Source organism: Streptomyces coacervatus (assembly GCF_029223485.1).
In the GTDB taxonomy this organism is placed as follows: domain Bacteria; phylum Actinomycetota; class Actinomycetes; order Streptomycetales; family Streptomycetaceae; genus Streptomyces; species Streptomyces coacervatus.
The window spans coordinates 120,048-134,631 of the sequence record NZ_JARHTP010000019.1 but is presented as its reverse complement, the minus strand read 5'-3'; the positions used below and the strand labels follow the sequence as shown (position 1 = coordinate 134,631).

Genomic DNA, 14,584 nt, shown 5'->3' with positions numbered 1-14,584 from the left:
CGGCCATGAGCAGCTCGGTGAGCAGTGTCGTGAACGGCGGTATCTCCTTCTGGTACGCGGACGACGGTTTCCCGGCGGTGCGGGAGCCGCTCGGCGGGGACGCGTCCGCGGACGTAGTGATCGTCGGGGGCGGGTACACGGGGCTGTGGACCGCGTACTACCTGAAGCAGGCGGCGCCCTTCCTCCGTATCACCGTCCTGGAGCAGAAGTTCTGCGGGTACGGGGCCTCGGGGCGCAACGGCGGCTGGCTGTACAACGGGATCGCGGGGCGTGACCGGTACGCGAAGCTGCACGGGCACGAGGCCGCCGTCCGGCTGCAGCGGGCCATGAACGAGACCGTGGACGAGGTCGTCCGGGTCGCCGGGGAGGCGGGCATCGACGCCGACGTCCACAAGGGCGGGGTGCTGGAAGTCGCCACCACTCCTGCCCAGCTGGCGCGGCTCAAGGCCTTCCACGAGCTCGAGTTGTCGTACGGGGAGAAGGACCGTGAGCTGTACGGCGCCGGGGAGACCGCCGGGCGGATCCGGGTCGCGGATGCGGTCGGGTCGTCGTGGACTCCGCACGGGGCGCGGCTGCACCCGGTGAAGCTGGTGAAGGGGCTGGCGGCGGCCGTCGAGGCGCTGGGGGTGACGATTCATGAGCTGACGCCGGTGGCGGAGATCCGGCCGAAGCATGCGGTGACGCCGTACGGCACGGTCCGGGCGCCCTACGTCCTGCGCTGCACCGAGGGGTTCACCGCGAGTCTGAAGGGGCAGCGGCGCACCTGGCTGCCCATGAACTCCTCGATGATCGCGACCGAACCGCTCACCGACGAGCAGTGGGAGTCGGTCGGGTGGGACGGGCTGGAGGCGCTGGGCGACATGGCGCATGCGTACATGTACGCGCAGCGGACCGCCGACGGGCGGATCGCGCTCGGGGGGCGCGGGGTGCCGTATCGCTTCGGGTCGAGGACCGACAACGACGGGCGGACGCAGGCGGCGACGATCGAGGCGCTGCGGGAGATTCTCGTGCGGTTCTTCCCCTCGCTGGCGGCGGTGGGGATCGAGCATGCCTGGTCAGGGGTGCTCGGGGTGCCCCGGGACTGGTGCGCGACGGTGACCCTGGACCGGTCGACGGGGCTTGGTTGGGCGGGCGGTTATGTCGGGTCCGGGGTGGCCACGACGAATCTCGCGGCTCGGACGCTCAGGGATCTCGTGCAGCTCGACTCGGGACAGGGTGGGCAGACTGAGCTGACCGGTCTGCCGTGGGTCGGGCACAAGGTGCGCAAGTGGGAGCCGGAGCCGTTGCGTTGGCTGGGGGTGCAGGGAATGTATGCGACGTATCGGGCGGCGGATCGGCGGGAGCGGGTCACGTCCAGTGCGGAGTCGTCGAAGCTGGCGCAATTCGCCGACCGGGTGGCGGGGCGGCATTGAGGGGGGCGACAGCCGTCCGGCGGTAGTTGTCCACAGCCCCTGGAATCTCGTGAGTGCGGTGTCGGACCTGTGTGTCACTATCGCCTCAACGACCAATGATCCAGGGGGGATTCCATGTCCGACGACGACTCCTGTCCGCGTGCGAGACGGCGGCGGGCGGTTGCGTTCTTCGCGGCCGTTCCGCTGCTTGCCTCACTGCTGAGTCTGACCGGGGCCGGTTCCGCCGACGCCGCTGATGCCGAGTGTGCGCCGCTCGCCGTGGCTGCGTTCGGCGACCCGGGTGACGCCGTCGGCAGGGCGACCGTCGCGCCCGGTGTGAGTGCCTGCTACACCGTGACGGCCGGGGCACCGGGCCTGTACCTGGTGCCGCTGCAGGACAGCAGCAACGAGGCGTCCCGGCAGGTGCTGGCGGCCGACGGCAGCCAGGTGGACTGCAACGGGGACACGTATGCCACGAACGGCATGTGCACGCTGCCCTCCGCGGGCACGTACACGGTCAAGGTCGTCAACGACGGCTGGACGGACGCGCAGACCGCGGTCACCTTCGTCCCGCTCGGCGCCACGAAGGGCTGCGCGGACTCCGTCGGCACCAACTGGGACCAGCCGGACGACAGTCGTACGACCGTGGGCCCGGTGGAGGTCGACTGCCTGCCGTTCGAGGCGAAGCAGGGCGAGCGGATCCGGCTCACCTACGGGTCCAAGGTGTACGGCGACTCCCTCGCCTGGATCACCGACGGGACCGGCGCCCGCGTCTGCCCGCACTTCCCCGAGGACGGCGAGGACAGCTGCGTGCTGCCCGGGGACGGGCCGTTCCGGGTGATCTCCCGGGTCTCGTACACGGAGAAGGGCTTTCCCGCGGAGTACGGCGTGAAGGTGCGCCGGCTGAACGATCCGCAGGGCTGCACCGCCGCGCCCGCCCGGTCCTACGGGCCGCTGGAGCAGCAGGACCTGACCACGAACCCCTGCTTCACCTTCACCGTCGGCATGGCGGGTCCGTACACCGTGCACTACGTGAGTGAGGATCGGTCCGCCGGGGCGGTGCAGGTGTACGACGCGGACGGGCTGACCGTGTGCCGGTCGGGCACCGATCCCTGCCGGGTGACGAAGGCGGGTACGTATACGGCGGTTCTCGACGGCTCGTACCCGTTCCAGGACTCGCGCAAAGGGCTGGTCGTGTTCGACCGGGCCTCCGACGCGGGGTGTGTGTCCGTCGGAACCGGGCTGTACAAGGGCGAGTTGGGGGCGGTCGGGCAGTACGACTGCCTGACGCTCTCCGCGCCGCAGGGGGCCCGGATCGCCGCGCTCACGCCACTCGTCTCCTCCGGGGTGGACGCCGAGGTGGAGGTCCTCGACCGGGACGGCACGGCGCAGTGCGACGCCACATCGCTCTCGAACGGCGACTGCGCGCTCACGGGTACGGCTCCCTACCGGGCGCTGGTGCACACCGACGACAGCGGGGACGACGCGACCGGTGCCTACTCCGTCGCCTTCCACCGCACCGACGCCGCGAGCGACTGCCCGGTGCTGCCCGCGGGGAGTTTCTCCGCCGGCGGTGCCAAGGCCACGCTGACCACGGGCGACGGCGTCTTCTCGCACTGCCTGAGCATTCCGGCCGACGCGCACACCAGCGCGGAGGTCTTCCAGCTCACCGCCACCTCCGGCGGGGTTCCCGCGAAGTTCTCGGTGCTGGACTCCACCGGCAAGAAGGTCTGCGACCGCAGCTCGACCACCGACGGCTGGGCGGTGTGCGCGCTGACCCCGGGCAAGGCCCACACCGTGCTGGTCACGGGCCGGGACCAGGCCGCCACATACACGCTGGCCAGGCGTGACGTCACCGCGACCGCCGACTCGGCGGGCTGCACGAGGACCGCGGCGGTGAAGGTCGGCGGCCCGTCCGTCAAGGGTGCGTACGACGCCCCGGGCACCCTGAACTGCCACCAGGTCACCACCGACGCGGCCACCGACGTCGTGCACCTCGATGTGCGGGACGCGTTGGGCAACGCCAACATGGCGGTCCTGGGTGGTGACGGCAAGGTCGAGTGCTCCTTCCGCAACCGCTCCTGCGCGGCCACCGGTTCCACCACCCACCAGGTGCTGGTGCAGACGCCGGCCACGCTGAAGGCGGCACCCGAGTACCACCTGGACGCCCTGCGCATCGCGACCGCCGACGGTCCCGCGCCGGAGTGCACCAGGGTGCCGTCGGTGGCGTACGGGTACGGGACGGTCACCGGCACGCTCGACGAGTCGCACACGGCGGTGTGCGCCGTGCTGCCCACTGCCGGGTTCGACCGCTTCGACGCCGCGATCACCGACACGAACGGCGCCGCCGACACCGCTGTGCCTGCCCTCTACAACAGTGCCTGGAACAACGGCTGCACGCTGTACATACCGACCGGCTACCAGTGCGCGGCGGGCGGCTCGTCCACCGCGGCGGCGCCGAGCGTGTTCCTGCTCGGGCTGCCCGAGAAGGCGTCCAGTACGTCCTACAGCGCCAAGCTGAGCTGTACGGCCCCGCTGTGCGGCACGGACAAGGTGAGCGTCACCGCGGTCAGCCCCGACACCGGGGTGAGCGGCGGCAAGGTGCGGCTGACGGTGACCGGTACCGCGCTCGGCCCGGACGACACCGTGCGGCTGAGCCTGGGTAGCAGGACCCTGACCGCCACGACGGACTCCGTCTCCGCCGACAACAGGACGCTGACGGCGACCCTCGACCTGACGGGCGCGGCGGTCGGCACCTGGAACGTCAGCCTGATCGCGCACGGCGTCCAGTACCAGCGCGGCACCTTCACCGTGACCGAGCCGCAGCTGGCGAACACGGCGGTCCCCAAGGTGACGGGTACGGCCAAGGTGGGCGCCAAGGTAACGGCGGCGCCCGGGAGTTGGTCCACCGCCCCGTCCTCGTACAGCTACCAGTGGAAGGCCGACGGGACGGCGATCAGCGGGGCCACGGCGTCGGCGTACACCATTGCGGCCGCGCAGCTCGGCAAGAAGCTCACCGTGACGGTCACCGCGGTCAAGGGCGGCTGGCAGAGCGGGACGGCGACCTCGGCGGCGGTGACCGTCGCCAAGGGGGACGCGCCCAAGGCGACCAGGGCGCCCGTGATCAGCGGGACGGCGAAGGTCGGCAGGACGCTCAAGTCGACTGCTGGGACCTGGAGTCCGGCGGCGACCTCGTACTCGTACCAGTGGTACGCGAACGGCAGGGCGATCAGCGGGGCGACCAAGTCCTCGCTGGTGCTCAAGTCGGCGCAGAAGGGCAAGAAGATCACCGTGAAGGTGGTTGCGCACCGGACCGGGTACAAGGACGGATCGGCGGTGAGTGCGGCTACCAAGGCCGTTGCCGGCTGAGCAGCGAGAGGCGCCGACTGCCGGTTGGGTGGCCGGAATTTGACCCTCTTATTGCCGTCTCCGGGACCTCTCGTCACGGCCTTCCCGTCAAAGCTGTTGGCCAGCTCGTGTCATGTACGCCACTGCTCCCAGGGGAGGGCATTTTCATGGCAGCCAACGGCTGGCGAAGAAGACGGATCTGGGTGGTCCTTTCCACCACCGCCGCGCTGGGCCTGACGGTGACGCAGGCTCAGGCACAGCCACAGGCCCATCTGCACAAGCAGCAGATGGGCCTGTCGGCTTTCACGGCGGCGACGGCGGGGGACGACGATGACGGGGGAGAGGCACAGGAGGAGGCCGAGCAGGCCGACCAGTACGCCGAGGCGCGCACCTCGCCGGGGATCGTGGCGCCGGGGGCGTACGGGGCGGCGTACGACGCACTGGCGGATCTGCCGCACACCAAGGGGAGTTGGCGCGATCTGACGCGGCTGCCCTACGACTCCGACGATCCGCGGTACCGGGACATCAACTCCAACTCCAGTGGCGGGTCGGGCAAGGTGACCGGCCGGGTGACCGGGCTCGCGGCCGACCGGCACGGGTATGTGTACGCCGGTTCGGCCAACGGCGGTGTCTTCCGGTCGCGTACCGGTGGCGGTCACTGGACGAACATCTCCGACGGGCTGCCCGCGCTGTCGACGGGTGATCTGCAGCTCGACGGCAAGGGGCGGCTCTGGTACGCCACGGGCGAGGCCAACACCAGTGCCACCTCCTTCCTCGGCACCGGTGTCTATGTGCTGGACGACCCGCGCGACGGCAGTTTCAGCCGGCGTGACCGGGTCGGCGGGGACGAGCTCGAATCGACGTCGATCAACGCGCTGCGGTTCGCCGGGGACAAGGTGTGGGCGGCGACCACGCGGGGTGTGTGGAGCCACAGCAGCAGGACCCTGAAGGGCGCCTGGAAGCTGGAGTTCGCGCCCAACCCGGACTATCTGCCGGGGGGTTCGAAGGCGAGCGACGCGTCGGCCGCGTACAAGAACATCGCGAACGACATCGCCATCGACCCGAAGGACCCCGGCAAGGTCGTCCTCGCCGTCGGCTGGCGGGGCGGGGACACGTACAACGGCTTCTATGCGAAGTCCGGGGGCAGTTGGCAGCGGGTGACCGGGCTCGGTGATCTGCCGAGCAATGCCGAGGACGTCGGCAACGTGACCTTCGCGCGCAGTGCGGACGGGTCCCGGTACTACGCCATCGACCAGTCGCCGGAGCAGACCGCGGAGAATCCGGACAGCGGCCTTGAGGGCATCTTCGTGTCGAAGTCCGGTTCGCCGACCGGCCCTTGGGTGAAGATCGCCGACTACAAGCAGTTGCGGGACTCGGGCTCGGCGCTCACCGGCGCCGGATACCAGCCGGGCATCCAGTCCTGGTACGACCAGTTCCTCACCGTCGACCCGAAGAACCCGGACCATGTGTACGCCGGTCTGGAGGAGGTCTTCGAGACCAAGGACGGCGGCAAGTCCTGGTCCGTGCCCGGGCCCTACTGGAACTTCGGCTTCCCGTGCTGGTCCATCGACCCGACGAAGCAGTCCGGCGACTGCCCGGCGACCACGCATGCCGACCAGCACTCGGTGGCGGTGGGCAGTGACCGGGGAGCGCCGTATGTGATCGTCGGCGACGACGGCGGTGTCTTCAGGCGGCCGTTGAACGGCAGCGCGAACGCCGACGGGCATGCCACCGACTGGACGTCCCTGAACGACGGCACGATGGATGCCCTGCAGTACTACTCGGTCGGCGTGGGCGTCGATCCTGCCGGGCGGGGTGTCGCCATCACCGGCGGCCTGCAGGACAACGGGCAGTCGGAGCTGCGGCCCGGCGACCACGTGATGGGCTCCAACTTCGGCGGCGACGGCGGCGACACGATCACCGACCCGGCGAACGGGTGCAACATCGCCCAGGAGTATGTGTACCTGGCCGTTTCGGTCACCAACAACTGCGCGGTGAATGACGGCAGTTGGGTCACCGATCCGTCGAAGGCGACGTCGTACTCGGTCGCCCCGCCCGACAGCGCGACCGGCGAGGCGCGCTTCATCGCCCCGCTGAACGCCGACATCAAGGACCCGAAGGTCTGGGTCGCGGGCGGCCGGCATGTGTGGATCAACAACAAGGGGTACGCGATCCGCAGCGGGAGCGAGTGGGTCGGCGCGTACGACCTGGGTGCGGGGCATACGGCGACCGCGGTGGCCTCGTCCGGCGGCAAGGTGTACGCCGCCTGGTGCGGGCCCTGCAACAACCAGGGCTTCACGCGCGGCATCGCGGTCGGCAACGCCGACGGCACGGGCTGGCACCAGCTGACGCTGCCGGTGGACGGGACGGTGCCCAACCGCTACCTCTCGGGCCTCGCGATCGACCCGGCGAACTCCGATCACGTTCTGCTCGCCGTCAACGGCTTCTCGCGTAAGTGGACGGAGGGACCGGGCGCCGGTGTCGGGCACTTGTTCGAGACCCGGAACGGTGGCGTCACCTGGACGGACATCTCCGGGAACCTGCCCGACGTACCGGCAAACTCGGTGGCCCTGCTGAAGGGCGGGACGATCGCGCTGGGCACGGATCTTGGGGTGCTGGTGCGGATGCCTGGCTCGGCGAGCTGGAAGGTGGCTGGGGGCAATCTGCCGACCACGGCAGTGCTGCAGGTGCGGACGGGTCCGGATGGACGGCTGTATGCGGCGACGCATGGGCGGGGGATCTGGGTGATTGACGTACGGCGTCTGCGTTAGCGCTCCGCGGGGTGCGCTGGTTTTCTTCTGCGGCGCCGTTGGGGCTGGTCGCGCCCACGCGGCGGAGCCGCATATTGATGCAGCCCCGCGCCCCTGAAGGGGCGCCCCTTCAGGGGCGCCCCTCCCGAGGCCTTAAGCCTGCTTGAGGTCAAGGGGGGCGAAGGCTCGTCGGCCGAGGGCCAGCGACACCGCGGCGAGGGCGCTGTTGAAGGAGACCTCCGAGAGGACGCCGGGGGCCGCGACCTGGTCGCCGGCGAGGTACACGCCGTTGCCGCGGTCGATGGCCGGGCGGTCGCGCCAGCTGGTGCCGGGCAGGTCCACGGCGCCGGTACGGCCGTTCGCGACGGCCTCGCGCCGCCAGGTGACGCGCCCGCGCCAGCCCTCGAAGGCCAGGTCGAGGAGGACCTCGGCACGGGCGATGCCGTCGGCCTTCGTCTCGTGCGGGGCGATGGGGATCTGGCCCTGGACGAGCTGCTCGCCGGCCGGCGCGAGTGAGCGGTCCTGCGCGGTGAACCGTTCCAGCCAGCCGGGGGAGTCGAGGTCGCACACGGCGAAGGCGTCTCCGCGCCGGGTCCGCACGGCGAGATCGATGAGAGTCGTACGGCCGCTCGTCCAGGTCAGGGAGTCGTCGCGCAGGAGTCGGCGGGCGGCGTCGAGGGAGGTGGCGACGATGACGGGGCCGCCGGTCGCCGGAAGGGCGTCGAGGGTGTCGACGCGGGACAGGGTCTCCATCCGGACGCCCAGATTCCAGGCCCGGGCGGCCATCCGGTCGATGACGTTCGCCCAGCCGCCGCGCGGGTAGTGCGCCTCGGGCGGGAGTTTGGTGGCACGGCGCAGCCGCTCCTGCACGAACGCGGCGGAGAGGGTGCCGGGGTCGTGGTGGAAGAGGGCGACGGCGGAGTAGTGGGCGGCGGCCCGGGCGGCCTCCTCGCCCGCGACACCGGTGGCCCAGGTCATGAAGTCGACGTCGATGGGCGCCTGTTGGAGTCCGGGGCGCAGCAGCTTGAGCATCGCGAAGGGCGGGGTGCGGCGGAGCACGCCGTGGTGGCGGACGCGCAGGCGGGCCGCTTCCAGGGGCGGGATCGGGGCGAGCGGGCCGATCAGATTCCGCTGCTTGAGCCAGGTCCAGTGCGGGCCGCCGTTGTAGAGGGCGTGCGGTCCGTCGTTCGTCCGGTACGGGCCCTCCGCGGTCCGCGCTCGCCCGCCGAGGGTGTGGTGGGCTTCGAACACGGTCACCTTCGCGCCGGCCTCGGCGGCGGTGACGGCCGCGGTCAGTCCGGCGAATCCGCCGCCGATGACGGTGATGCGGTGCATGGGTCGGGTCTCCCTTGGTTCCTTGGCCGGGCCTGGGGCCTTGGGTGGGCCTGGGTCCTGGGCCGGGGTCGCCTTTCTGTGAGTACGACTGATTTCGGCGCCCGAATGTGACATGGGAGCGCGTTTTGGCTGGTCAGGCTGATTGTCAGTGGCGGGAGGCACCATGGGGGCATGGCGAGGAGAGAGGCGGGCGGGATGGGCGGTTCCGGTGGTACGGCGGTGAAGGGGGCGCGGCGGCCGGAGGTGCGGCTGCCTCCGCTGGAGCAGTTCGCGGGCGGGGAGTTGGAGCCGGACGGGGACTACGACGGGCTGGAGTTCCGGGAGGCGGACTTCGCCGGGCAGGACGGCGGGGGCGCCCGTTTCATGGACTGCGCGCTGACGGGGTGCGCGCTGGACGAGACGCGGCTGCAGCATGCCCGGGTGCTCGACTCGGTCCTGACGGGGCTGCGCGGGGTCGGCACGGACCTGGCCGAAGCCACCCTGCGCGACGTCGAGGTGGTCGACGCCCGCCTCGGCGGGGCGCAGCTGCACGGCGCGGTCCTGGAAAGAGTGGTCGTCCGCGGCGGCAAGATCGACTACCTGAACCTGCGCGCGGCAAGACTCAAGGACGTCGTCTTCGAGAGCTGTGTGCTGGTGGAGCCGGACTTCGGGGGCGCCCGGCTGGAGCGCGTGGAGTTCGTGGACTGCGTCCTGAAGGAGGCGGATCTCACTGCGGCGGTCCTGAAGGACGTGGACCTGAGAGCGGCGGCCGAGCTGGGAATCGCGCGCGGGGTGGACCGGCTGGCGGGTGCGGTGATCAGTCCGGCGCAACTGGTGGATCTGGCACCGGTGTTGGCTGCGGAGATGGGGATTCGGGTGGAGGGGTGAGGGGTTTTTCGGTGCCGGCCGGGGCTTGGTCTTTCAGCCCGTCCGGCGTTTGAGGACGAGGCCGTTCAGGCCGACAGCGGGGGTCTGAGGGCGGCAGCCCCCAGCAGACGGCCACCGGGACTCACGGAACCCTGGGAAACCGCGCCTGCAACGTCCAGATCGCCGGGTTCTCGCCCAGAGACTCATGCAGGTCGACCAGGTCGGCAATCAGGTCGTGCAGAAAGTCCCGCGCCTCGCGCCGCAGTTCACTGTGGGAGAAGGTGAGCGGCGGCTCCTTGGCGGGCATCCAGTCGGCCTCCACATCCACCCACCCGAAGCGGCGCTCGAAGAGCATGCGGTCGGTCGACTCGGTGAAGTCGAGCTCGGCGTGCTGGGGGCGGGAGGCGCGGGAGCCCGCGGGGTCGCGGTCGATGTGCTCCACGATGTCGCACAGCGCCCAGGCGAAGTCGAGCACCGGCACCCATCCCCAGGCTGTGGACAGCTCCCGGTCCGCCTTGGTGTCGGCGAGATAGACGTCCCCGCAGAACAGGTCGTGCCGCAGGGCGTGGACGTCCGCGCGGCGGTAGTCCGTCTGCGGCGGGTCCGGGAAACGGTTGGAGAGGGCATAGCCGATGTCGAGCACGTACGAGATGGTGTCACGCCGCCATAGGATCACCGGCGTGCCCAGACCCGTACCCACTGTCCCCACAGTCCTCCGCGCCCTCGCGGTTCCCCTCGCACTCGCCCTGAGCGCGTGCAGCGGCGGTGTCCACGGCACACCGGGCGGCCCGGGCCTGCGCGACCCGTACTTCCCCAAGGCGGGCAACGGCGGATACGACGTCAGCCACTACGACCTGAACCTCGCCTACGACCCCGCCGGCGGACACCGCCTCACCGGCACCGCGACCATCACCGCCCGCGCCACCCAGGACCTCTCCGCCTTCGACCTCGACCTCAAGGGGCTGGACGTCCACGAGGTCACCGTCGAGGGCAGACGCGCCCGCTTCAACCGCACCGGGCAGGAGCTCACCGTCCGCCCGCACGACGACCTCGCCGCCGACGAGACCTTCCGCGTCACCGTCCGCTACTCCGGCACCCCCGTGACCATCACCGACCCCGACGGCTCCGAGGAGGGCTGGCTGCGCACCGCCGACGGCGCGCTCGGGCTCGGCGAACCCACCGGCTCCATGGCGTGGTTCCCCGGCAACAACCACCCCTCGGACAAGGCGTCGTACGACATGACCGTCACCGTTCCCAAGGGCCTGCAGGCCGTGTCCAACGGGGAGTTGACGGGCGAGTCGAGCAGCGGGGGCCGTACGACCTTCACCTGGCACACCGACCGGCCGATGGCGAGCTACCTCGCCACGGTCGCCGTCGGCCACTACGACATCAGCCGGTACACGATCGGCAGCAAGCACCTGCCCGTGTACGTCGCCGTGGACCCGACCCAGGCGAAGGCGAGCCGGAAGGTGCTCGCGAAGATCCCCGAGATCATCGAGTGGGAGGAGATCAACTTCGGGCCGTACCCCTTCTCCTCCACCGGAGCGATCGTCGACCGCCCGGACGACGCCGGGTACGCCCTGGAGACCCAGAACCGGCCGGTCTTCCCCGGCGCCCCCGACACCGGGACTCTCGTCCACGAACTCGCCCACCAGTGGTACGGCGACTCCGTCACGCCGAAGACCTGGCGGGACATGTGGCTCAACGAGGGCTTCGCGACGTACGCGGAGTGGCTGTGGGCCGAGGATCACGGCGGCGACACCTGCCAGCAGACCTTCGAATCCCGCTACAAGAACGGCGACAACGGCATCTGGGCCTACCCGCCGGCGAAGCCGAGCAGTGCGGCGCACATCTCCGACAGTCCCGTCTACGAACGCGGCGCGATGGTCCTGCACAAGATCCGGCAGAAGGTCGGCGACGACACCTTCTACGACATCATCCAGGGCTGGGCCGCCGCCCACCGCTACGGGAACGCCGACACCGACGACTTCACGGCGTACGTCGAGAAGAAGGCACCGGACGAGGACTTCGACGAGATCTGGAAGGACTGGCTGTACGGGGAGGGGAAGCCGGACCACCCGTGAGGAGGCCGAGGAGGCCGTGAGGGTGGTCCGGCGGTTCAAGTCCCCGTGTGCGGACGTCAGTTGACGTTGACGGCCTTCCAGGCGGCCGCCACCGCGTTGTACTCCGTGCCGCCCGCGCCGTACAGGTCGCTCGCCGCCTGGAGGGTGGCGGTGCGGGCGCCCGCGTAGTTGGTCGAGGACGTGAAGTACGTGGTCAGGGCCTTGTACCAGATCTGGTCGGCCTTGGCGCGGCCGATGCCGGTGACCGTCGAGCCGTCGTATGTCGGGGAGTTGTAGGAGACCCCGTTGATGGTCTTCGCGCCGCTGCCCTCGCTCAGCAGGTAGAAGAAGTGGTTCGCGACGCCCGAGGAGTTGTGCACGTCGAGGCGGCCGACGTTGCGCGACCAGTAGTCGGCCGAGCTGCCGTCCTTGCTGGGCTTGTCCATGTAGCGCAGCGGGGTGCCGTTGCCGTTGATGTCGATCTTCTCGCCGATGAGGTAGTCACCGGGGTCGGAGGAGTTGCCCGCGAAGAACTCCACCGAGGTGCCGAAGATGTCGGAGGTGGCCTCGTTGAGGCCGCCCGACTCGCGGGTGTACCTGAGCCCGGCCGTGGCCGCGGTCAGGCCGTGGCTCATCTCGTGGCCGGCCACGTCGAGCGAGGTCAGCGGCTTGACGTTGTTCTGTCCGTCGCCGTACGTCATGCAGAAGCAGCTGTCGTCCCAGAACGCGTTGACGTATGCGTTGCCGTAGTGGACCCGGGAGTAGGCGGCCCTGCCGTCGCCCGCGATGCCGTTGCGGTTGAAGGCGGACTTGTAGAAGTCCCAGGTGACGGCCGCGCCGTAGGCGGCGTCGACGCCGGCGGTCTGGCGGTTGGCCGGGGTGCCGTCGCCCCAGGTGTCGTCGGCGTCGTGGAAGAGGGTGCCGGTGCCGGACGTACCGCCGTTCAGGTCGTACGTCTTGTGGCCGCCGCGGCCGCCGTCGATGAGGTCGTAGCCGCCGGAGGCGGAGGCCGTGGTGCCCAGGGTCACGGTGCCGCTGTACTCGCTGGTGCCCGTGCCGGTGTCGACGGCCTGGTAGGAGTAGATCTTCTTGCCGGTCGTGGCGTCGGTGATGACGTGCAGCTCGCTCGGGGTGCCGTCGTGCTGCAGGCCCTTGACGACGGACTCGTAGGCGAGGACCGGCTTGGCGCCGGCGGCCCAGACGACCTTGCGGGCGGTGGCCGTCGAGGAGCGGCTGCCCGCGAGAGCCGTCTTCTTCGCGCTGGCGGCGGAGACGGCGGCGTCCGTGGAGGCCACGGATATTCGAGCCTTGGTCGCCCTGCTGACGCCCTTGAGGGTGCCGCTCTTCGTCACATGGGTGACCAGGTCGCCGCCGAGGACGGGCAGGCCGGCGTAGGTGCGCTGGTAGCGGGTGTGGACGGTGCCGTTCGCGTCCTTGACGACGTCCTGGACGACGAGCTTCTCCTGGGCGCCGAGCCCGAGTTCCCGGGCCGTCGAACCGGCGGCCTCCTGGGCCGACTTGATGGCGGCCGCGCGGGCCGAGGTGCTGAGGGGGAGGGCGGTGGCACCGCTTGCGTGGGTGGGGGCCGCGGTGGCGGCGCCGTTCTGCAGGGCGAGCACGACCATTGCCGCCGAGCCGATCAGGGCGGCGGCACGGAACTGCTGTCTCACTCGGTCTCCTTCGGGCCGGCCTCACGGTGGAGGCACAGACGTGACGTAGACGTGGCACAGGTGGGGCACAGAGTTGCGGCGAGCGAGGAGAGGGTGACACCCGGAACGGCCCGTTTGACAGGCCGCCGTCAAGACTTTACGTGTTTGTATCCGAAAGCCGTTGCTTTGGATCCGCTATGCGGACGGATGGGGCCGGGTCAACTCCACGTCTACTAAGCGGAGTTGGGGCCTGAAACGTCACTGCGTGTGTTCGGGTTTCGTGTGGAGGAGTTCGCGGGCCTGGTCCGCGGCGCGGGTGATGCTCTCGGAGACGAAGTCGAGGAAGCGGGCGATGTTTTCGAGGCGGGTGGCGGCCGGGGTGCCGGATCCGAGGACGCCGACGCCTTCCCGTGCGGTCTCGGCGACCTGGGCGGTGCCGCGGGCGCTGGCCATCATCGACTGGTACATGATGTCGTCGTCGACGACGTAGCGCTCGCGGCGGCGTTCGTCGCGTTCCCGGCGGACCATGCCCTGTTCTTCGAGGAACGTGATCGCTTTCGAGACGGACGCCGGGCTGACCTGGAGGCGCCGGACGAGTTCGGACGCGGTGAGGCTGCCCGCGTCGCTGATGACGATGGCGGCCATCACCCGGGCCATCATCTTGGGCGTGCCCGACTGTATGAAGACGGTGGTGAGCGTCTCCTCGTACTGGCGCACGGCCTCGGCGTCGCGCCCATAGGCCTGCGGGGACGCCTTCGGATCCCGGACTGCGGCCTGACTGTGACGGCGGGCGCGGTGTTCGGTGGCGCGGTGGGCCAGGTCGGCGCGGTAGGCGGTGGGGCCGCCGTTGCGCATCACCTCGCGTGTGATCGTCGAGGTCGGGCGGTCGAGGCGTCTGGCGATCTCGGCGTAGGCGAGTCCGTCGCCCAGTCCCAGCGCGATCTGCTGGCGCTCCTGCTGGGTGAGTCGGCCTCCCGGCATCGCGGTCTCCTTTGTGGTTCGTGGTGTGCCCCAGCATAGCGTTCGCCTTCAATCCATTGCAACGAAGACGGTGAGGGGTGTTGCATTACTCTCCAGACCATTGCAACAATTTATCGGCCTTCACCTGCGCTTATGAATATTCTACGCAACGAACGTGTTGCCGGATCTGTGAATGCAACGTAGCTTTTCCAACGTCAGAAACGACGAACCAAGGAGAGCAC

Annotated in this window: 9 protein-coding genes; 5 read left to right on the top strand and 4 right to left on the bottom strand. The window is 70.1% G+C overall.

Annotated features, from left to right (window positions below):
* Positions 1-5: 5 nt before the first annotated feature.
* The 3 genes from P2Q00_RS37900 to P2Q00_RS37890 all read left to right on the top strand — a co-directional run bounded on the left by P2Q00_RS37900 (position 6) and on the right by P2Q00_RS37890 (position 7,510).
* On the top strand, positions 6-1,412 hold the full coding sequence (locus P2Q00_RS37900) for an NAD(P)/FAD-dependent oxidoreductase (RefSeq protein WP_275778742.1): 1,407 nt from the start codon (positions 6-8) through the stop codon (positions 1,410-1,412).
* Between the two features lie 114 nt (positions 1,413-1,526).
* Positions 1,527-4,760 carry a Tat pathway signal protein gene (locus P2Q00_RS37895; protein WP_275778741.1) on the top strand — a complete coding sequence of 1,078 codons (3,234 nt, stop codon included), beginning with the start codon at positions 1,527-1,529 and terminating at the stop codon, positions 4,758-4,760.
* A 146-nt stretch (positions 4,761-4,906) separates the two neighbouring features.
* The gene (locus P2Q00_RS37890; protein ID WP_275778739.1) at positions 4,907-7,510 is read left to right on the top strand and encodes a glycosyl hydrolase; all 2,604 of its coding nucleotides are present in this window, start codon (positions 4,907-4,909) and stop codon (positions 7,508-7,510) included.
* Positions 7,511-7,642: 132 nt separating this feature from the next.
* On the opposite strand, the gene P2Q00_RS37885 is transcribed toward P2Q00_RS37890, so the two are convergent.
* Entirely contained in the window at positions 7,643-8,824 is a 1,182-nt protein-coding gene (locus P2Q00_RS37885; RefSeq protein ID WP_275778737.1) for an NAD(P)-binding protein, read from the bottom strand.
* Between the two features lie 171 nt (positions 8,825-8,995).
* Here P2Q00_RS37885 and P2Q00_RS37880 point away from each other — a divergent pair, with 171 nt between their 5' ends.
* On the top strand, positions 8,996-9,691 hold the full coding sequence (locus P2Q00_RS37880; RefSeq protein WP_275778735.1) for a pentapeptide repeat-containing protein: 696 nt from the start codon (positions 8,996-8,998) through the stop codon (positions 9,689-9,691).
* A gap of 121 nt (positions 9,692-9,812) precedes the next feature.
* Here the strand turns inward: P2Q00_RS37880 and P2Q00_RS37875 are convergent, their stop codons facing one another.
* Positions 9,813-10,313 carry a hypothetical protein gene (locus P2Q00_RS37875; protein WP_275778734.1) on the bottom strand — a complete coding sequence of 167 codons (501 nt, stop codon included), beginning with the start codon at positions 10,311-10,313 and terminating at the stop codon, positions 9,813-9,815.
* 7 nt (positions 10,314-10,320) lie between these two features.
* Between P2Q00_RS37875 and P2Q00_RS37870 the strand changes: the two genes are divergently transcribed.
* On the top strand, positions 10,321-11,754 hold the full coding sequence (locus P2Q00_RS37870) for a M1 family metallopeptidase (RefSeq protein WP_275778953.1): 1,434 nt from the start codon (positions 10,321-10,323) through the stop codon (positions 11,752-11,754).
* Between the two features lie 56 nt (positions 11,755-11,810).
* Here the strand turns inward: P2Q00_RS37870 and P2Q00_RS37865 are convergent, their stop codons facing one another.
* Both P2Q00_RS37865 and P2Q00_RS37860 read right to left on the bottom strand, forming a co-directional pair.
* Positions 11,811-13,358, bottom strand: coding sequence for a M4 family metallopeptidase (locus tag P2Q00_RS37865; RefSeq protein ID WP_275778951.1), 1,548 nt, complete (start codon positions 13,356-13,358; stop codon positions 11,811-11,813).
* 282 nt (positions 13,359-13,640) lie between these two features.
* Positions 13,641-14,363: a GbsR/MarR family transcriptional regulator gene (locus tag P2Q00_RS37860; protein ID WP_275778732.1), complete on the bottom strand. Its 723-nt coding sequence runs from the start codon at positions 14,361-14,363 to the stop codon at positions 13,641-13,643.
* Positions 14,364-14,584: the final 221 nt, after the last annotated feature.